The following is a 19,664-nucleotide window of genomic DNA, read 5'->3' on the forward strand; positions in this document are numbered from 1 at the left end:
GCAACCCGATTAGTGCAAACGCGCCTCAAGCGCATCGTTGATGATGCGCAGCGCCTTCACGCGGGCATAGCGCTTGTCGTTGCTCTCCAAGATAATCCAGGGCGCGAACTCGGTGGACGTAAGCCGGAACATATCCTCCACGGCTTCACGGTACTGCGGGTACTTGTCGCGGTTGCGCCAATCCTCTTCCGTGATCTTCCACTGCTTGCTGGGGTCGTCGGCGCGTGCCTGGAAGCGGCGCATCTGCTCCTCGCGGTCGATTTCGACCCAGAACTTCAGCAGGATGGCACCCCAATTGGTGAGGTCGCGCTCGAATTCGTTGATCTCGTCGTACGCGCGCGCCCATTCCGCAGGAGATGCGAAGCCCTCCACGCGCTCCACGAGCACGCGGCCGTACCAGCTGCGATCGTAGATGCCCACATGCCCCGCCTTGGGAAGGCGCGTCCAGTAGCGCCAAAGGAACGGGTGCATGAGTTCGGGTTTCGTGGGAGCCGGGCTGGGATAGATGGTGTAGGCGCGCGCATCGAGCGCTTGCGCAACGCGCTTGATGGAGCCTCCCTTTCCGGCAGCGTCTTGCCCCTCGTACATGAGGATGAGGGGGACGCGCTTCTGGTACATCTCGAGCTCGAGATTGAACAAGCGCTTCTGCTCGTATTTGAGCTGGGTCTTGTATTGCTCGGGATCGAGGCGTAGATGGTAGTCGACGCCCTTCAGCGTGGGATGGTCGCTCACGATGGCGAAGCGCGACGACGCGGGCGCCAACGCTGCCTGGGCTTTCGCCTGGGTTTCGTTCGCAGTGCGCACCGCAGCCTGCTCCTCGGGCGTGCGCGTGCGCTCGTCGGCCTGCGGCTGCAGGTTCCCACCCGCGGAATTGGCTGCGGCCTTCGCAGCCGCCGCTGCATCATCGGGGTTGGGCGCGACGTTCACCGCTTCTTCGAGCGCATTCACGAGCGTACGCACGATGGCGAGGTTCGCGCGGCGCTTGTCTTCCCCATTCAGTACCACCCATGGCGCGAAATCGTAGTTCGTAAGGGGCAGAAGGCGGTCGAAGAACTCGTACACGTCGTTGTAGTTCTTCGTGGCCTCGAGCTCGCCATCCTCCACGCGCCATGCCGTAGCCTCGTTGCTAGCCAGGGCACGCAAGCGTCGGCGCTGCGTCTTCTTGCCGATATGCAGGAAGAACTTCACGACTATGTAGCCATCGTCGACCAGCTGGCGCTCGAACGACTTCGTCGCCTCGACGTAGCGCGCAAGCGTCTCGTCGTCGATATCCCTGCCCAGATGACGCACCGAACCATGCGCGCGCCCCGAGAGACGCTCCATGCCCTTGGCATACCATCCGCGGTCGTAGAACGTCATATTGCCGCGCGGCCCCAGATTTTTCCAGAACTCCTGCATCATGGGGTAGAAGCCCGTGGAATCGTAGCCCTTCTTGGCGAATCGCTTCGCTGCCTTCGCGTCGTAGCTTTCGGTTACGCACACGCTCGTGGCACGCGCGTCGAGGTTGTACAGCAAGTCGGAAATGCGGCCGCCCTTGCCCGCGCCGTTCCAGCCCTCGAACAGCACCACGAGCCCGATGCCCTTCTCATGCGCCTCCTGCTGCAGAACGACCAGCTTATTCACCAGGACGTCGTGAATGGGCTTGTATTCCTCCTTGGTGATGGGCGCCACATTGAAATCGATTTTATCCAGCATCACTTGCTCTCCCTACGCGCCGAATCGCGCTCCAAACAACGGGGCGCCGTCGAGCGGCGCCCCGTACCGTTCAATCCCCTATTCCGATAACCCCGTATCGGGCTCTTCATCTGCGGGCTTCTTTTCCTCGGGCTCGACGGCCACCTGCGCCGCGGGCATGGCGGCGGCAATGGCCGCGGCCACGGCGGGAACCATCGTGGCGGCATCGATTCCCTCGATAGCCTGCACGGCCTGCACGGCCGCCTTCACGTACGGCTCGAGTGCGGCGTCGTTCTCGCTCACGACCTCGTGATTGAGCGCCTCGCGGTAGATTTCCTCGAGGTTGCTCGCCTGACGCGCACGCACCTGTGCACGGCGCGATTCCTGCGCCTGCATGCTGAGCTTCTCGAACGCCGTCTTGCCAGAAAGCTCCTCTTCCTGCGCTGCCTTCGATTCTGCGGCCGCGGCGAGGATGAGAGCCTCGTGCGCATTGTAGGGCGTGTCCTTCTCGCCCAGGAACGCACGCAGCGGCGTATACGTGCCGTCGGCACGCAGTTCGCGCAGCTTCATGTTGTCGTGCATGCACGCATCCATGAACGAGAACACGCGCTTGCGACACGCCTCGTCTTCCACGGGCCATGCGATTTCCACGCGCTTGTCCATATTGCGCGTCATGAGGTCGGCGCTGGAAAGGTAGATGCGCATGCTCTCGCGCGGGCCGAAGCCGTAGATGCGACTATGCTCGAGCAGGCGACCCACGATGGAAACGACGCGCACGTTGTCGGTAAGGCCAGGCACCTGCGGCACGAGGCAGCTGATGCCGCGCACGAGCAGCGTGACGGGCACGCCCGCCTGGCTCGCCTCGGCGATCTTCTCGATCACCTGCTTGTCGGTGATGGAATTCGTCTTGAAGAACAAGCCGCATTCCGCACCCGAACGCGCGAGCTCGATCTGCTCGTCGATGCCATCGAGGATGTTCTGCTTGATCTGCAGCGGAGCAACCCAGAGCGTCTCGTAGTTACGTGAGGCGTTTTCCAGGCCCATGTTGCGGAAGAATTCCATGGCATCGCGGCCGATGCGCGGATCGACGGTGATGAAGCTGAAGTCGGTGTAGAGCTTGGCCGTCTTCTCGTTGTAGTTGCCCGTGCCAAGCTGCGTGATGTGCTGCAGCCCATCGGCCGTCTGGCGCGTGATGCAGCAGATCTTGCTATGCACCTTGTAATCGTGGAAGCCGTAGATGACGTTGCAGCCAGCTTCCTCGAAGCGCTGCGACCATTCGATGTTGTTGCTTTCATCGAAACGCGCGCGCAGCTCGAACAGCGCGGTGACTTCCTTTCCCACTTCGGCGGCGGCGATGAGCGCCTCGGCCAGGTGCGACTGGCTGGCCAGACGATAGAGCGTGATCTTGATTGACACCACGTCGGGGTCGGCAGCGGCTTCGCGCAGGAGCTGTACGAACGGGTCCATGCTCTCGTACGGATACGAAAGGAGCACATCGCGTTCCTGCACCTGCTCGATGATGCGGCGGGAGCGCTTGAACTGCCCCGGCCAGCACGGCGCGAACGGCGCGCTGGTAAGCTGGGCGCGCGTGATGTCGTCGACCATGCCGGGCAAGCCGAACACGAAGCCCATGTTCAAGGGCACGCTCGTGACGAAGCACTGATGCGGCTTCAGGTTCAGGCGCGACATGAGGAACTCGCCCACCGTGGAGGATAGCTTGCGCTTGCTCTCCAGGCGCACCGGGGCAAGGCGGCCGCGGCGCTTCAGGATCTTCTTCATGTGCTCGCGATAGTCCTCTTCGCGCTCGTCGGCGCCTTCGGTGGCATCGAGGTCTGCGTTGCGCGTGACGCAGATGATGTTGGTGTGCTTCACGGTGTACATCGAGAAGACCTCGGCCACGTTGGCTTCGATGGCGTCTTCCAGAAGGACGTAGTTCACGCCATCGCCAGGCACCTTGATGAGGCGCGGGGACTTCGCGGGAAGCGGGATGATGCCCAGAGTAACGCCCTCGGCGCCCTGGTTCTTCACCTTCTTGCGCTGCTCCTTCAGGGCGCGGCGCTCTTCCTTCGTCATGTCCGACTTCTTCTTCGAGGAAGACTCCACCAGGCGCACGACGATGTAGAGCGCGCCGTTCTCCAAATGAGGGAACGGATGGCGCGCATTGATGATCTGCGGGCTGAGGAACGGCGAGACGTTGGTCTTCAGCCAATCGCTTACGTAGGCGCGCTGGTCATCGTCGAGCTGCGCATACGAAAGATGGCGCACGCCCGCTTCGGCAAGCTGGCTCTGCACTTCGTTGAAGATGCGCTCCTGCTGGGGATAGAGCTCGTGGCAACGCGCATAGATGGCGTCGAGCTGCTCGTTGGGCGTCATGTTCGACTTGGTGTCGATGACTTCCTTCTTCAGCAGCGAAAGGTCGGTGAGGCTGCCAACGCGTACCATGAAGAACTCCTGCAGGTTGCTCCAGAAAATGGAGACGAACTGCAGGCGCTCGAGCAGGGGAACCGTTTCATCGGCACCCTGGTCGAGAACGCGTTCGTTGAACGTGAGCCAGGAAAGCTCGCGGTTTTGCATGTACGGACAGCGTGCCGCCATGCGCGCCCGAGCATCGGCGCTTAGAAATTCCGGTTCGCTGAACCCCCCTGGAACGTGTGCTTTCTTTTCCATCATCGGCGTCCTCCTTCTATCTGAAGAAGCGGGTGGAGCTTCGCTTGGCTTCCCCCACTCTCGCCAAAACGCTTTAGCACTCGATACGTTCCAATTCTACCGCTATTCCCCCCTGCCATCAGGCGGGGTTTTGGAAGTTTAGGGGCCATAAAGCGAAAAGCCCCGCCGTGCGGACGGCGGGGCTGGAAACGCGTTGAGAGAGCGGCTGCTACGGAAGGAGCAGCTGGGCAATCTGCACGGCGTTAAGCGCAGCGCCCTTGCGAATCTGGTCCATGACGAGCCAGAAGTTCAAGCCGTTTTCCACGGAGGCGTCTTCGCGCACGCGACCCACGTACACCGGGTCGGTGCCGGCGAGCGCGCCAGGCATGGGATACACGTCCTGGGCCGGGTCGTCCATGACCTCGATCATGGGAGCTTCCTTCCAGGCATCGTAGGCAGCCTGCACGGAAACGGGGCCGTCGAACTCGACGTTCAGCGACTCGCCGTGGCAGCGGATGACGGGCACGCGCACGCACGTGGCGCTCACGCCAATTTCGGGAGCATGCATGATCTTCTTCGTTTCCACGACCATCTTCCACTCTTCCTTGGTGGAACCGTCTTCGAGCATGACGTCGATGCGCGGAATGCAATTGAATGCCAGCGGATGCGCGAAGGCTTCGGCCTTCATGGGCTCGTTGGCCAGGTACTGGCGCGTCTGCTCCTGCACCTCGAGCATGGCGGGCATGCCCGCGCCGCTGGCAGCCTGGTACGTGGAAACCACGATGCGCTTGATGGGGGCGATTTCCGCCAGGGGCTTCAGAGCCACGACCATTTCGATGGTGGAGCAGTTCGGGTTGGCAATGACGCCGTTGTGCCAGCTCACGTCGTCGGGGTTCACTTCGGGCACCACCAGGGGCACGTCTTCGCACATACGGAAGGCACTGGAGTTGTCGATCATCACGGCGCCTGCGGCAACCACGGCCTCGCGCAGCTGCTTGGACACGCTGGCGCCCGCGGAGAACAGCGCGATATCGACGCCCTCGAAGCTTTCGGGGGTCATTTCCTGCACGATGAGGTTTCCGGGCTTCTGCAGACCACAGCCCTCGAACGGAAGTTCCTTGCCCGCGGAACGAGCGCTTGCCAGCGCGCGCACCTCGGCAGCGGGAAAGTCGACGTCGTGGAGGACATTCAGGAATTCCTGCCCCACGGCACCCGTGGCTCCGCAGACGGCGACAACGGGATGAGCGGGCATTTCTTTGGTCCACGCCATGTTTGTAAGCTCCTTCGTGTTCTATCGTGCAGACTGGGAAAGCAAAACCTATCGGCCCTTGTTCTTCTTGGCCGCGATTTCCTCGGCGGAAAGCATGGTCTCCTCGAACACGCTGTCGGCATCGAGGCCGAACGCGGTATGGAGGCAACGCACGGCGAGCTCGACCTGCTCGGCGTTCACCACCACGGAAAGGCGGATGGGGCTCGTGGAGATGAGCTCGATGTTCACGTTGTTTTCCGCAAGCGTGGTGAAGGCCTTGGCGGCAACGCCGGGGCTCGACTTCATGCCCGTGCCCACGATGGAGACCTTCGCGATGCTCTCGTCGACGAGATACTCGCGGGCCCCAACCTTCGGCAGAAGGCGCTCGACCGTAGCGCGAGCGCGCGGGAGATCGGCCTCGGGGCAGGTGAACGTCATGTCGGTGTGACCATCTTCGGAAACGTTCTGAATGATCATGTCGACGTTCACGTTGTTGGTGGCCAGGGAGGAGAACACCTTGGCGGCGATGCCGGGCGTGTCATCCGCATCGCGGATGGTGACTTTCACCTCGGACGTATCGTGGGCGATGCCGGTAATGACCGCCTGCTCCATCATAGGATCGGCCTCCTTGACCAACGTGCCCGGCGCATCGGAAAACGCCGAGCGGGAATGAATAACGACATGGTATTTGCGCGCGAATTCGACGGCGCGGCTCTGAAGAACGCCGGAACCGGCGCTGGAAAGCTCGAGCATGTCCTCGTAGCTGATGACGTCGAGCTTGCTGGCGCGCGGCGCGACACGCGGATCGGCCGTGTAGATGCCATCGACGTCGGAATAGATTTCGCACATATCGGCGCCGATGCCGTACGCAACGGCAACGGCCGTGGTATCGCTGCCACCGCGGCCAAGCGTGGTGATGTCGCCGTTCTGGTCGATGCCCTGGAAGCCCGCGACAACGGGGATGATGCCCGACTCGACGGCATTCTTGATGCGGTCGGCATGGACCAGGCGAATCTTCGCCTTGGCGTGCTCGGTGTCGGTTTCGATGCCCGCCTGACGGCCCGAGAAGCTCATCGCGCGGTAGCCCAGCGTTTCGATGGCCATGGCCAGAAGCGTCATGGAAACCTGCTCGCCGGTGGACAGCAGGCGGTCCATTTCACGCGCGGGAGGATTGCTCGAGAGCGACGACGCCAAGCCAACGAGTTCGTCGGTGGTTTTACCCATGGCGGACACCACGGCGACGACGTCGTTACCAGCCTGTTTCATGGCGATGAGACGGCGCGCGACCATTTTGATGCGCTCGGGAGAGGCAACCGACGTGCCTCCGAATTTAGCTACGATTAGTGCCATCTGGTTCTTTCTGATCGACCTTCGACGCCCCCATCATACCAGTCCCAGACAAGCCGTCCGAAGACTGCGGCACTTTTTCAGACTAAAGTGCACAAACTAGCCGTAACCAGTCATCGTGAAAGTCCTTCGCGATTTGCCGCCACGGGTGTTGCGGGCGAATGCCATGCGGGTATGATGGCAGCACGGCATCACGTTCGCTTAAAGGGGGTTTTCAGTGCTCGAAGTCGTGCTCACCATTCCGTTCTGGTTTGAAATGCTAGCTACCATCACCGGCGCCATTTCCGGCTCGATGAGTGCGTCGCGAGCGCAGTACGACATCTTCGGCACCATGGTCATCGCCATCATCATGGGCCTGTTCGGCGGCATCCTGCGCGATATCCTGCTGCAGGACTACGGCATCTACGCCTTCCAGAAACCCGAGCTCATCATCGCGTGCGTCATCACGGCGTTCCTCGTGTTCTACTTCGGCCGCCTCACCACGTACCTGAACCCCGTCATCGACATCGTCGATGGCCTTTCCGTTGGCATGTGGGCCATCATCAGCGCAGGCAAGGGCCTTTCCGCTGGCCTGGGCATCGTGCCCGCCGTGGTGCTGGGCACCGTCGTGTCCATCGGCGGCGGCGTAATGCGCGACATCATGATGAACAAGCAGATCAGCGCCTTCCGCCCTGGCTCGCTCTACGGCACCGCCGCCCTGTTCGGCACCACCGTGTTCGCCATCATGAAGAGCTTCCACTTCCTCGACAGCTGGTCGGCCATCATCTGCCTGCTGCTCATCATGGGCATCCGCTTCGGCTCGATGGCATTCGGCTGGCACACCACGCCCGCGCACGACCTCACCCAGACGGTCTCCGACGTGGTCGCGCAGCCCGTGCGCACCATCCGCTACAAGCGACGCACGCCCGAAAACCTTGCCGACGAGGCGAAGCGCCGCAAGCGCGCACAAGAAAGCCGCCCCACGTGGCGGGAGCGGCTTCACCTTCGATAATGCTTTTGCGGCAGGCGCCTACACGTTCTTCAGCAGCACCGTGGAAAGAACGTCGGCGACATGCTCGCAGCCATCGCAGCAGTTCTCGAGCTTCAGGAAGATACGGCTCCACACCACCACGCGCATGGGGTTTTCCGCATCGACGGTGAACAGGTTGTGCATGAGCTTCTCGTGCAGCTCGTCGGCCTGCTCCTCGAAGTCGTTCACGGAAATGAGGGCCTGAGCGAACTCGGGCGACTTGCGGAAGTTCGGGAACTCCGTCATGGCGAGTTTCAGCGCTTCGCAGCTCTTGCGGAGCAGGTGCGCCACGCCAATGATGTCCTTGTGCATGAAGTGCACGTCCATCATGTAGAACAGGTTGATGATGTCTTCGATGTCGTCGATTACGTCGTCGAGCGCGCCGGCGATGGCAAGGATGTCATCGCGGTCGATGGGCGTGATGAACGACTTGGCGATTGCCATATACGTTTCGTGGTTCACTTCGTCGGCACGATGCTCGATTTCGTGAGCCTTCGGAATAACCTCGCGCACCGCTTCGGCGGTGGTGAAGTTCTCGATAACGTCAATCAGCAAATCGGCTTCCTGCAAGGCGAAATCGGCCTGCTTTTCAAAAGCCTTGAAGTAATCGTATTTCTGTTTGCGAGCCATCTACTCTCCTCTGGCAGCATACACAAGCAGGTTCCCATTGTAACGTATTTGGATTTCCCGCTATCGCATTAAAACCTGGCATTTTACGGGACAGCATCCCACTATGGGCTTAAAACGAGCTTAATTGTGGGATTGCGTTTTAGAATGCCTCGAGCACGCGACGGCGTTCGTTGCCGATGGACGTGATTTCGTTATGGCCGGGAAGCACGAGGGTCTTGTCGGAAAGCTTGCCGAGCTTGCGCAGCGATGCGCGCATGGCCGTCATGCTGCCGCCCTCGAAATCGGTGCGGCCAATGCTGCCGCAGAAGAGCGTGTCGCCCGAAAGGAGCACGGGAGCGCCCGGGTGCGTTCCGCGCGTGGCGAAGAAGCACATGCCACCCGGCGTATGCCCTGGCGTAAGGATGGCCTTCCACGTGGTGGCACCCACCTGGAACGTCGCGCCGTCCTCGAGCGCATGGTCGACCGGGCACCCGGCGATGTCCATGCCGTAGGCCTTCTGGCCGCTCTCGACGCGCGGCGCGTCGATGCGTCCGCAGTACACGGGCGCGGGAGCCTCCTCCACCAACTTGGCCAGCGCGCTTACGTGGTCCCAATGGCAGTGCGTGATGAAATAGGCGGAAACCTTCGCGCCCTTGCACGCGTCCAGGATGGCGCGAGGCTTCGCGGACGGATCGACCACGATTACGCCGCCTTCCCCGTCGTCGACGAGGTACGTGTTGTTCGCGATGGGACCCAGCACCACGTAGCGAACGTCGACGCACCCGCCCTTCACCGTGCGCGTTTCATTGCCCTTATGGTAGGTAAACGACATGAGTATCCTTCCATGCGCCAGATGGCGCGACTTATTTCGGCATCATACGATGCGCGTCGAAGACGCCTTCGACGGCCTTGAGCTTGGTGAGAATGCGCTCGATGGAGGAAACGCTGCTCACCTGGAATAGGAATCGCATCTCGACCATGCTATCGCGATGCGACGCGGTGGACGACGTGAGCACGTTGGCACCCGCCTCGGAAAGCACGGCCACGACGTCGCGCAGCAAGTTCATGCGGTCGAGAGCATCGATGTGCACTTCCACCTTGTAGGAGGTGGTGCCATGCGGCGAGTTTTCCCATTCGACATCGATGATGCGTTCGGGATGCTCCATGAGGCTCGTGGCATTGGGGCAGTCGTGCCTATGCACGGAAACGCCACGCCCGCGCGTGATGAAGCCCACGATGTCGTCGCCCGGAACGGGGTTGCAGCAGCGCGACAGACGCACGAGCACGCCATCGAGGCCCTTCACGATGATGCCGTTGCTGGGCTTCGCGTGCTTCTTCGTCTTCGGATGGCGCACCGAGGTGAGCATCGGGGGAAGCTTGCCCGTCGAAGAATCGGACTTCCCCAACGCCTTCTCGTCCACTTCCTCGCTGCCCTTGTCGGCCAGAATCTTCAGCAGGCGATTCGCAATGCCCTGCGTGCTTTCCTTGCCCGTGCCCACGGCCACGAGCATGTCATCGGTATCGTTGAAGCCCATCTGGGAGGCAACCGACTTCAGGGCGCGGATGCCGTTCGTGCTGGAAATGCCCAGGCCATGCTTGCGCATTTCGCGCGTGAGGCGCTCGTGGCCTTCCTGCACGTCGGTGCTGCGCGACGCGCGCGTGAAGTACGCCCGGATCTTGCTGCGGGCACGCGGCGTCTTCACCAGGTCGATCCAGTCGCGCGACGGGCCTGCGCTCTTCTGCGTGAGCACTTCCACGCGGTCGCCCATCTGCAATTCGTAGGACAAGGGCACGATCGAGCCGTTCACCTTGGCGCCTACGCAATGGTTGCCCACTTCGGTGTGAACGGCGTATGCGAAGTCGACGGGCGTCGAGCCGGCGCGCAGCTGCATGGCGTCGCCCTGCGGGGTGAACACGAACACCTCGCTGGGAGCCAAATCAACCTTCAGCGATTTCAGGAACTCGCGCGAGTCCTGCGTCTCGCCCTGCCAGTCGACCATCTGGCGCAGCCAGGCAAGCTGCTGGTCGAAATTGGCGTCCCCCCTGCTGGAGCCTTCCTTGTAACGCCAGTGGGCGGCAACGCCGTATTCGCTCATGCGATGCATTTCCACGGTGCGAATCTGCACTTCGAGCGGACGGCCCGCCGGGCCTATGACCGTGGTATGCAGACTCTGGTACATGTTGAACTTCGGCATGGCGATGTAGTCTTTGAAGCGCCCGGGCATGGGATGCCATAGGCTATGCACCGCACCCAGCGCAGAATAGCACTGCGCCACCGTATCGACGATGATGCGCACGGCGATGAGGTCGTAGATTTCCGAAAAGCCCTTGCCGCGCGTGGTCATCTTGCGGTAGATGGAGTACAGGTGCTTCGGACGGCCCATGACCGAGCAGTTGATGTGCACCTTTTCCATTTCGCCGCGCAGGATGTTGATGACATTGCCCAGGTACTGCTCGCGCTCGACGCGGCTTTCGGCAACCATGCGCGAAATCTGCTTGTACTTGTTCGGCTCGAGGTAGAAGAACGCCAGGTCTTCGAGCTCCCATTTGATCTGGCTGATGCCCATGCGATGCGCAATGGGAGCGTAGATTTCCAGCGTCTCGCGCGCCTTGAAGATGCGACGGTCTTCACGCAGGGCGGAAAGCGTGCGCATGTTATGCAGGCGGTCGGCGAGCTTGATGACGATGACGCGGATGTCCTTGTTCATGGCCACGAACATCTTGCGGATGGTCTGCGCCTGCTCGTCGGAAAGGTTCTCGACCTCGATGCGCGTGATCTTCGTCACGCCATCCACCAGTTCCGCAATGGACTCGTTGAACGTTTCTGCGAGGTCTTCCTTCGTGGTATCGGTGTCTTCCACCACATCGTGCAGCAGAGCAGCGGCGATGGTTTCCACGTCCATGCGAAGGTCGCCCAGAACGATGGCCACTTCCACGGGATGCGACACGAAGGGCTCGCCGCTCTTGCGACACTGCCCCGCATGGGCGTCGCGCGCGAACACGAACGCGCGCTCGAGCAGGTCTTCATCCTCCTGCGTTAGATAGGAACGGGTAGATTCCTGCAGGTAGGCAAAACGCTCTTCGGGCGTGCGGCTTTCCGTGACCATTGCGGGGTCGGCCATGCCCGCCGTAGAGCCAATAGCCAGCTCGTAGGCATGCGAACGCCCGATGAGGGCATCGGAGCCATCGGTGAAGCGCGACGCACCGCCATTAGGCTCGCGCGCTTCGCCCAGAAGCTCGTCGCCCACGCCGTTCGCCATATCGTTGCTGTTGGGAATTTCGTTCATACTTACCCCTGGCTTTTCTCGTCGGGCAGAATGGGACGCGCAATGCGCTGGCGCAAGACGGCCACGCTGCTCTTCGTCGCCCAATCGCAGAACGACCGGAAGATGCCAATCTCATCGAGCCCCTCGCGATAGCGCACGCTATCGGTGAGCTCGACCTTTCCTTCGGCCGGGACGATGCGGATGGAGCGCCGGAACCCGGCTTTGTCGGCGCTGTCGGTTTCGATGAGGCCCAGTTCGCGGAAGACGGCGACCGCGCACGCCGCCGAAGCGGCGGAAACGTTCACGCGCGGGTCGAACGCCGCGACTTCCTCAGCGAGCTGCTCGTCGGATATCGCGAAGAACGAATCGCCATGCTCGTTGCCGATGCGCTTCAGCACGCGATAGAACGCACCGAGCGTATCGTGGCTGGGCGTGGCGTCGCCCAGAATGCGCTCGTTAATGGCGGCATCGGCCGAACCGAACAGCAGGTGCACCCAGGCTTCCTGGCCATCGCGGCCGGCTCGACCACTCATCTGGTTGAACTCGACCTCGTTAAAGGGCATGTGGTAGAGAACCACATGGCGGATATCGGGGATGTTCACGCCCTCGCCGAACGCCGACGTGGAGATGAGCACCGAAAGAGCGCCCGTGCGGAACATCTCCTCGACATGCATGCGGTCGGCACGCGTGAGCCCCGCGTTGTAGAACCCAATGAACGGGGCCATGCTGGGAACGAGCTTGCGAAGCGTGCGCGCGAGCGCCACCGATTGCTGGCGCGAATTCACGTACACGACCGTCTTCTCGCCCGAAGCGATGAGGTTCGCGACATACGGATCGCGGTACTTGATGTTGCGCTGGTCGTCGAGACGCAGGTTCTCGCGTTCGGTGCGGTCGAGCACACACTCCCCCACGTTCAGCACGCGTTCGATGTCATGGGCGACATCGGCGGGAGCCGTAGCGGTAAGCGCGAGCACCACGGGGTTTCCCAACGCGCGAACAGCCTCGTCGAGATGGGCATACGCATCGCGATTGCCCGCTTTCGCAAGCCCCACATGATGGGCTTCGTCTACCACCACGAAACCAATGCGCTTCGACTGGGCGAACTCGGCGGCATGGAACGACAGGAACTCGGGCGTGGTGAGCACCAGGTCGACCGCGCCATTCGCAAGGCCGTCGAAGATCTGAGAACGCTCCTCGGGAGCCGATTCGCCCGTGAGCACCTCGACGTTAACGCCGAAGGGCTGCAAAGCCTGGCGCATGTGATATGCCTGGTCGGCGATGAGCGCGCGCAGCGGATACACGAACAGGCTAGCCGTATGCTTGGCGAGCGCGCACATCGAGGCATGCACCTGGAACACGAGCGACTTGCCGCGGCCCGTGGCCATGACGGCAAGGGTGGATTCGCGCTCCTTCAGGGCATCGAGCACCTGGCGCTGCGAGTCGAAGAGTTCGTTATCTTCACCGATGAACGACGCGACGATGGCGCTGCGCAGGGCCTCGGGGTCGTTTGCGGCAAGCTCTTCCCAGGTCTGGCGATTGCGTTCGCGCTCCTCTTCCATGCGGTCGACTTCCGCGTCGTCTTCCTGGGCGGTGCCAGCCAAATCGCTTTCCTCGTCGATGGCGAAGAGGCCGTCCATGTAGTTGCGGTGCTCGGAACTGATGCAAGCCTCGAGCGCACGGCACGTTTGCACGGGCGAGATGGACGACAGCATGGCCTTCACCGAACGGCGGCCACGCCACGTGTCGATTTGCACCTCGAACGCGGCATTCACCACGCATCCGCAGTTCATGAGCTGCGGAATGTTGGGGCAATGGAACATAATGCCCGCGCAGGTATTGCGCCCGTCGGTGAGCATCGTGGAAAGATGGTTCTTGTCGGCGCCCACGGCGCGGCTCTTGGCAAGGGAAACGCTGCGCGCGAGAAGGCGCGGCTGGCGGTTTTCCTGACCGAACGGAGCCATGAGCTGCATCTTCTCGACGTTTTCCAACGTGAGCTCATCGAGGTCGACGCAGGCGTCGATGTCGATGCGCGGATGGAAGTTGTCTTCGGGAAGCGCATCCATGTACTCGCAGAGGCTCTTGGCGAACGCATCGAGGTTTTCCGCGGGAAGCGTAACGCCCACCGCAGCCTCGTGGCCACCGAAGCGCGTGAGCAGATCGGCCGTGCTCTCCACGGCCTTGAACAGGTTCACCTGGCCAACGCTTCGGCCGCTGCCACGCGCAACGCCCTCGTCGTCGATGGTGAACAGAATGACGGGCACGCCATACGAGCGCACGAGGCGACTCGCGACGATGCCCTTCACGCCCTCGTGCCAGCCCTTTCCGGAAACCACGAGCGCACGCTGGCCATGGTAGGTTTCCTGGGCTTGCAGCGTGGCGATTTCGGTGAGCTCGAGCTCGATGGCACGGCGCTGGTCGTTAATTCCCTCGAGCGCGGAAGCAAGTTCGCTCGCCTTGTCGAAGTCGTCTTCCAGAAGCAAGTCGAGCGCAGCTGCAGCGTCGCCCATGCGGCCCGCGGCATTAAGGCGCGGAATGATGCTGAAGGAAAGGGACGTGGAGGCAACGGGATTCTCGAGCGCGCCCGCGCAGGCAAGCAGCGCGGCGATAGCGGGACGGGGCACATCGTTCATGCGCGCGACGCCATCGGCCACCAAGGCGCGGTTATCGCGCACGAGCGGCACGAGGTCGGCCACGGTGCCCAGCGTTGCCAGGTCGGTATACTCGCGCCACAGATGGGGCTGCCCGAAACGGGCGCCCAGAACCTGGACGAGCTTCAGGGCCACGCCCACGCCCGCGAGCATGCTCTGCCTGCAGGAGTCGTCGATCTTCGGGTCGCATACGGGAACGTCGACGGGCACCAGGTCGGCGGGTTCGTGATGGTCGGTAACGAACACCTCGACCCCACGATGCTGGAGCGTCTTCACCTCTTCACGGCAGGCGATGCCGCAGTCGACGGTGATGACCACGTCGGGGCGATACTGCATGAAGCGGTCGATTGCCGCGGCGGTGAGGCCATAGCCTTCGTCGCTGCGACGGGGAATGAACGGCACGATGTCGCCACCCAGAGCGCGCAGGCCGCGCGTGAGCACCGCAGTTGCCGACACGCCGTCGAGGTCGAAGTCGCCGAACACCAAGATGCGGCGGTTCGTGCGCAGCGCCGATTCCATGCCGTCGGCCACTTCCTTCATGCCGGGAATGGCATAGGGATTGGCCCAGTCGCGCGCGAGCGAAGGGGAAAGGAAGTCGGTGGCCTGCTGCGGCGTGGAGATGCCGCGGGCAACCATCGCCCTCGCCATGAAGCGAGGGATGTCGAGTGTTCGCTGCAATACCGATACAGCGGCCTCATCGGCCGCGCGAATGCAAAATCGAGCCGTCATATGCGTAAACCTAACTGCGTCACTGTGTTTCGCAATCCATTCTCGCACAAAGCGGACGGCATTGCCACGAGTGGGGTGCTCCCGTAAACAAAGAGGGGCGAAACGTTCGAACCCGTTTCGCCCCTCTGCTTCGAGCTTAGTTGAATTCCTGCTGCGTCTTTTCCAAGCCGTTCCGAATGAGGAAGGGAACCGCACGCGCAGCCGTTTCCACGCTGGCGCGAAATTCCTCTTCCGCCTGCTTACGCGGACGGGAAAGGACGTAATCGGCAACGCTCATGCGTCCGGGCGGGCGCCCGATGCCGCAGCGCACGCGGAACCAATCGCGCGTGCCGAGCTTGTCGCAGATGGAACGCAGGCCGTTATGGCCGGCATGCCCACCGCCGAACTTCACGCGGATGTTACCGGGCTCGATATCGAGGTCGTCGTGGATGACGATGAGATGGTCGGGCGTAACGCCATGCGCAGCCAGGAGCTGCTTTACGGGGCCACCCGACGTGTTCATGTAGCTCTGGGGCTTGGCAAAGACGACGTCTTCGCCAGCGAGGGCCCCCTTCGAAGTGAGCGCTCCGCACTCGGTTTTCCAATAGCGCGCACCCGCCTCTTCGGCAAGGCAATCGAGCGTGTCGAACCCCGCATTATGGCGCGTATGTTCGTACTCTTCGCCGGGATTCCCCAGGCCAACCACCAGATACATGAATCTCCTACTTCTGTGAATTGAAGAACAGCTTCAAGTCGCCGCCCTTCGCGTTACGCTGCGTTAGAGCATAGCGCATGCGGAGGCCGCGGGCGATAATCCGCACATTCATTGCTTGAATGCACTTCGCCACCTCGGCACCGTGGGGCACGGGAGATGCAAGGCTATGGCCCTCGTAGAACGGGACGACCTCGTAAATGCCATCTTCGCCAACCGTGACGTAATCCTGCAGGTAGTTCGCCTCGATGAAGCCATTCCAGTCGCCGAAGCTCTTCCACCAGGCCTCGCCGCTCTTCAGGGGGAAGCCCAGCGGGTTCTGCATGTTGGAATACCAGGCCTTGATGCACATGAGCGTGAGGTCCCAGTAGCCCTGCACGCGTTCCTGTTCGGCACGCATGGCGTTGAACTGGCCCTTTCCGCCCGCATTGGTGCCAGGCATGAAATTGCCTATGGTATGCGAGAGATACGTGAGGAGCGCGAGCTGCTTGGAGGCGCCTTCTTCGGCACCCGCCTCGAGCAGCGCATCGATGGTATTGAGCGTGCAGGAGCAGAACGAACCCTCGAGCATCTTCAGGGAGTCGGGGCTCCACAGGTACGCGTAGAGCACCGCAGCGGCGCGCGGCGCGGTCGCCTCGTCGAAGACGAACTGCAGGTCGATACCGCCTTCGGTGGTGCCAATCTTGGAGACGGAACCCTTGTTGCCGCTAGCCGCAGCATCCACGATTTCGGCCATGGAACCATCGGAATCGAACGACGTGCCACGCGCCATCTGACGCGCCGCGCACTCGTATTCGATGAGGGCGAGGGCATCGGCCGCCGTACGCAGACGCACCTGAGCGCCCTTCTTGCGCAGGGCATTATACGCGGCGATCTTGTCGGCCCAATCCTCCAGGCCAGCGTAGTCCTCGAAATTGCGCAGCTGGGAGCTGACGTCGTTGAAAACCTGGGTAAAGCGATCGTCGTCTGAGACCATTTCGGCAATCTGCTCGATGAGCTTCTTCGCCGGAACGCCCTCTGCAAAGGCCGCTTGGCACTTCTTCTTGCCATACAGTTTTTCGATGCTGGACCCAGACACGGCAATCTCCCCCATTTCGTGCTCGCCGCCAATGGAACAGATTATAACTCACCAAGTCGCAAATACCCTGATAAGCTAGCAAACGGTCTGACGAGCGCTCGCCCTGGGCCCGCGCGGGCGAAAGACGATATGAGCAGGACGCGACAAAGGAAGCCCCTCCTGCATGAATATCGCGCGGATTAGGCCGACAATGTGAGTGTCAAATTCGCCAAGCGGCCACGCCGCATACATGGAAGGGGCTACCTCATGATGAATGCTACCACGTTCGTAGGTCTCGACGTCCACGCCCGCTCGATTAGGGCCGCCGCGCTCGACGTGATGACCGGCGAGGTAACCAACGCCTCGTTCGGCTACGACCACGTCGCGCTGGCGGAATGGCTCGGGACGCTGGCCCAGCCGGTCAGGTGCGTCTACGAATCCGGCGTCACCGGGTTCGACCTGCAGAAGAAGCTCTCGGCGCTCGGCGTCGACTGCGCCGTCGGCGCGGTCTCCAAGATGATCAAGCCCGCGGCGGACCGCAGGCGCAAGAACGACCGCAACGACGCGGCGTTCCTCGCCCGCATGCTCTCGGTCGGCAACGTCGTGGAGGTGTGGGTCCCCGACGACGGCTGCGAGGCCGCCCGCGACCTGGCGCGCGCCCTCGAGGACGCCCGCGAGGAGGTCACGCGCTCCAAGCAGCTCATGTCGAAGTTCCTGCTCAGGCACGGCCACGTCTTCGACGAGCTCACCCCGACGGGGCGGCGCAAGAAGAACTGGACGGCGGCCTACTGGGCATGGGCGAAGTCCATATCCTTCCCCGAGAAGGCCGACGGCGACGTCCTGGCCTACTACATCGACCGGGTCGAGGCGGCGTGCGAGGAGAAGGCGCGCCTCGAGAAGCTGGTGGCGGCCGAGGCCTCCAGGCCCCGCTGGAAGAGGCGGGTGGACTCGCTGCGCTGCCTGAAGGGCATCGACGTCGCCACGGCGGCCGATCTGGTCTTCGAGGCCGGCGAGTTCTCCCGGTTCGGGAACGCGAGGTCGTTCGCGGCGTGGATTGGGCTCGTCCCCTCCGAGCACTCGAGCGGCGAGAGCGTGCGCAAGGGCGGAATCACCAAGGCGGGCAACCGCCACCTGCGGCGCGCGCTCGTCGAGTCCGCCTGGCACTACGCGAGCTGCTCCGCGCACGGCAAGGAGCTCTCGCCGGGCCAGGCGCCCGACCCGGCCGCGAGGCGGCATGCGGCCAAGGGCGTGCGCAGGCTGGTCGGGAGGCGCGAGGCGCTGCTCGACCGGGGCGTCCACAAGAACAAGGCGAACGTGGCCACCGCCCGCGAGCTGGCATGCTGGGCGTGGGCGATCGGCCTCATGGCCGAGGGGGCGTAGCCGGCGCGGGTGCCGGCGGCATAGAGCCATCCCTCCCGCATCGCGGTAAATCCGAGGCCGTTGGGGCGGACTCCAGTCTCCTTTTTTGCGAGCGCCATCAGGCGCCACCCGCGTCAAAAGACTGTCGAGCGACGAGGCAACCCCAGCCGTAGCAACGGATTGCCCAGCGCGAAGGCGCCATGGGCGGATATTAAACTGCAAGGACGAGCGTCGGAAAGACACGCCGAGGTCGCCGCGACCGGGTGGAGATAGAGGAAGGGCCTGGCCCCGATTGATTGGGGTCAGGCCCGATTTTGCCTCTTGACAATGTCCTGCTCATATTAAAAGGAGCGCCCCGCTCGCGCGAGACGCTCCGGCATAAGCTCTATGCAGACGAGCCTATTCGAACAGTGCGGCAACGCTGCCGTATTCGAAAACGTTCTTGATCGTCTTGGCGAACACGGGGGCAACGGAAAGAACCTTGATCTTGCCGTTCTGACGATCGAGGGGCACGGGCACGGCATTCGTGACCACGACCTCCTCGATGCAGGAGTTCGCGATGCGCTCGTACGCCGGGCCGCTGAACAGGCCATGCGTTGCGCAAGCGTACACGCTGCGAGCGCCCTTGGCCTTCAGCGTATCGGCAGCGGCCACCAGGGAACCCGCCGTGTCGATCATGTCGTCGTTGATGATGCAGATCTTGTCGGACACATCGCCGATGAGCGCGGTGATTTCGCTCTGGTTGTGACGCGGGCGGTCCTTGTGCATGATGGCGATGCTGCTGTCGAGCTTCGTCTGGAACTTCTTGGCAGCCTTGGCGCGACCCACATCGGGGGAAACGACGCAGACCTCGTCGGGGTCCCAGCCCTTGTTCTTGAAGTAGTCGACGAAGAGGCCCATTGCCGTCATGTGGTTAACGGGAATCTCGAAGAAGCCCTGGATGGCGTTCTGATGCAGGTCGACCGAAATCATGTTCGTGGCACCGGCGGCTTCCAGCATGTCGGCCACCAGACGAGCCGTGATAGGCTCGCGGGGAGCGGCCTTGCGCTCCTGACGCGCATAGCCGTAATGCGTGACGACCGCGGAAATGGTGCGGGCGCTCGCACGCTTGGCGGCGTCGATCATGATGAGCAGCTCCATGAGCGCATCGTTGATGTGCGAGCCCGCGACGCTCTGAACGATGAAGACGTCGCAGCCGCGCACGCTTTCCAGGTAGCGCGCGTAGATTTCGCCATTGGCGAACTTCTCGAGCTTCACATTGCCAAGATCGATCTTGAGCTCATTGGCAATCTGCTCGGCGAGCTCGCGATTCACCGACCCCGAGAAGAGCTTCATCTGCTTTTTCATGTCGATGATGTGTGCCATTGCTTCAACCTTCCC

Annotated in this window: 13 protein-coding genes; 2 read left to right on the forward strand and 11 right to left on the reverse strand. The window is 62.3% G+C overall.

Going from position 1 to position 19,664, the window contains the following annotated elements:
- Positions 1 to 9: 9 nt before the first annotated feature.
- The 4 genes from AC04P6_RS07440 to AC04P6_RS07455 form a co-directional block, all read right to left on the reverse strand.
- Positions 10 to 1,695, reverse strand: coding sequence for a polyphosphate--AMP phosphotransferase (locus tag AC04P6_RS07440; protein ID WP_475565989.1), 1,686 nt, complete (start codon positions 1,693 to 1,695; stop codon positions 10 to 12).
- Between the two features lie 78 nt (positions 1,696 to 1,773).
- Positions 1,774 to 4,344 (reverse strand): polyphosphate kinase 1, encoded by a 2,571-nt coding sequence (ppk1, locus tag AC04P6_RS07445; protein ID WP_475565991.1) that lies wholly within the window; start codon positions 4,342 to 4,344, stop codon positions 1,774 to 1,776.
- Positions 4,345 to 4,549: 205 nt separating this feature from the next.
- Entirely contained in the window at positions 4,550 to 5,590 is a 1,041-nt protein-coding gene (locus AC04P6_RS07450; RefSeq protein WP_475565993.1) for an aspartate-semialdehyde dehydrogenase, read from the reverse strand.
- A 48-nt stretch (positions 5,591 to 5,638) separates the two neighbouring features.
- A complete protein-coding gene (locus AC04P6_RS07455) occupies positions 5,639 to 6,919 on the reverse strand; it encodes an aspartate kinase (RefSeq protein ID WP_475565994.1) in 1,281 nt (426 codons plus the stop codon).
- 214 nt (positions 6,920 to 7,133) lie between these two features.
- On the opposite strand from AC04P6_RS07455, the gene AC04P6_RS07460 reads away from it, so the two are divergent.
- The gene (locus AC04P6_RS07460) at positions 7,134 to 7,907 is read left to right on the forward strand and encodes a trimeric intracellular cation channel family protein (protein ID WP_475565996.1); all 774 of its coding nucleotides are present in this window, start codon (positions 7,134 to 7,136) and stop codon (positions 7,905 to 7,907) included.
- 18 nt (positions 7,908 to 7,925) lie between these two features.
- Here the strand turns inward: AC04P6_RS07460 and AC04P6_RS07465 are convergent, their stop codons facing one another.
- The 6 genes from AC04P6_RS07465 to AC04P6_RS07490 form a co-directional block, all read right to left on the reverse strand.
- Positions 7,926 to 8,555, reverse strand: coding sequence for a DUF47 domain-containing protein (locus AC04P6_RS07465; protein ID WP_475565997.1), 630 nt, complete (start codon positions 8,553 to 8,555; stop codon positions 7,926 to 7,928).
- A 139-nt stretch (positions 8,556 to 8,694) separates the two neighbouring features.
- Positions 8,695 to 9,366 carry an MBL fold metallo-hydrolase gene (locus tag AC04P6_RS07470; RefSeq protein ID WP_475565999.1) on the reverse strand — a complete coding sequence of 224 codons (672 nt, stop codon included), beginning with the start codon at positions 9,364 to 9,366 and terminating at the stop codon, positions 8,695 to 8,697.
- A 31-nt stretch (positions 9,367 to 9,397) separates the two neighbouring features.
- On the reverse strand, positions 9,398 to 11,821 hold the full coding sequence (locus tag AC04P6_RS07475; protein ID WP_475566000.1) for a RelA/SpoT family protein: 2,424 nt from the start codon (positions 11,819 to 11,821) through the stop codon (positions 9,398 to 9,400).
- A gap of 2 nt (positions 11,822 to 11,823) precedes the next feature.
- A complete protein-coding gene (recJ, locus tag AC04P6_RS07480) occupies positions 11,824 to 15,177 on the reverse strand; it encodes a single-stranded-DNA-specific exonuclease RecJ (protein WP_475566001.1) in 3,354 nt (1,117 codons plus the stop codon).
- A gap of 136 nt (positions 15,178 to 15,313) precedes the next feature.
- Positions 15,314 to 15,871 carry an aminoacyl-tRNA hydrolase gene (gene pth, locus AC04P6_RS07485; protein ID WP_475566002.1) on the reverse strand — a complete coding sequence of 186 codons (558 nt, stop codon included), beginning with the start codon at positions 15,869 to 15,871 and terminating at the stop codon, positions 15,314 to 15,316.
- A gap of 7 nt (positions 15,872 to 15,878) precedes the next feature.
- On the reverse strand, positions 15,879 to 16,946 hold the full coding sequence (locus tag AC04P6_RS07490; protein ID WP_475566003.1) for a DUF6994 family protein: 1,068 nt from the start codon (positions 16,944 to 16,946) through the stop codon (positions 15,879 to 15,881).
- A 246-nt stretch (positions 16,947 to 17,192) separates the two neighbouring features.
- On the opposite strand from AC04P6_RS07490, the gene AC04P6_RS07495 reads away from it, so the two are divergent.
- The gene (locus AC04P6_RS07495) at positions 17,193 to 18,305 is read left to right on the forward strand and encodes an IS110 family RNA-guided transposase (RefSeq protein ID WP_475566004.1); all 1,113 of its coding nucleotides are present in this window, start codon (positions 17,193 to 17,195) and stop codon (positions 18,303 to 18,305) included.
- A 378-nt stretch (positions 18,306 to 18,683) separates the two neighbouring features.
- Here the strand turns inward: AC04P6_RS07495 and AC04P6_RS07500 are convergent, their stop codons facing one another.
- Entirely contained in the window at positions 18,684 to 19,649 is a 966-nt protein-coding gene (locus AC04P6_RS07500; protein WP_475566005.1) for a ribose-phosphate diphosphokinase, read from the reverse strand.
- Positions 19,650 to 19,664 lie beyond the last annotated feature (15 nt).

Source organism: Denitrobacterium sp., from assembly GCF_056180635.1.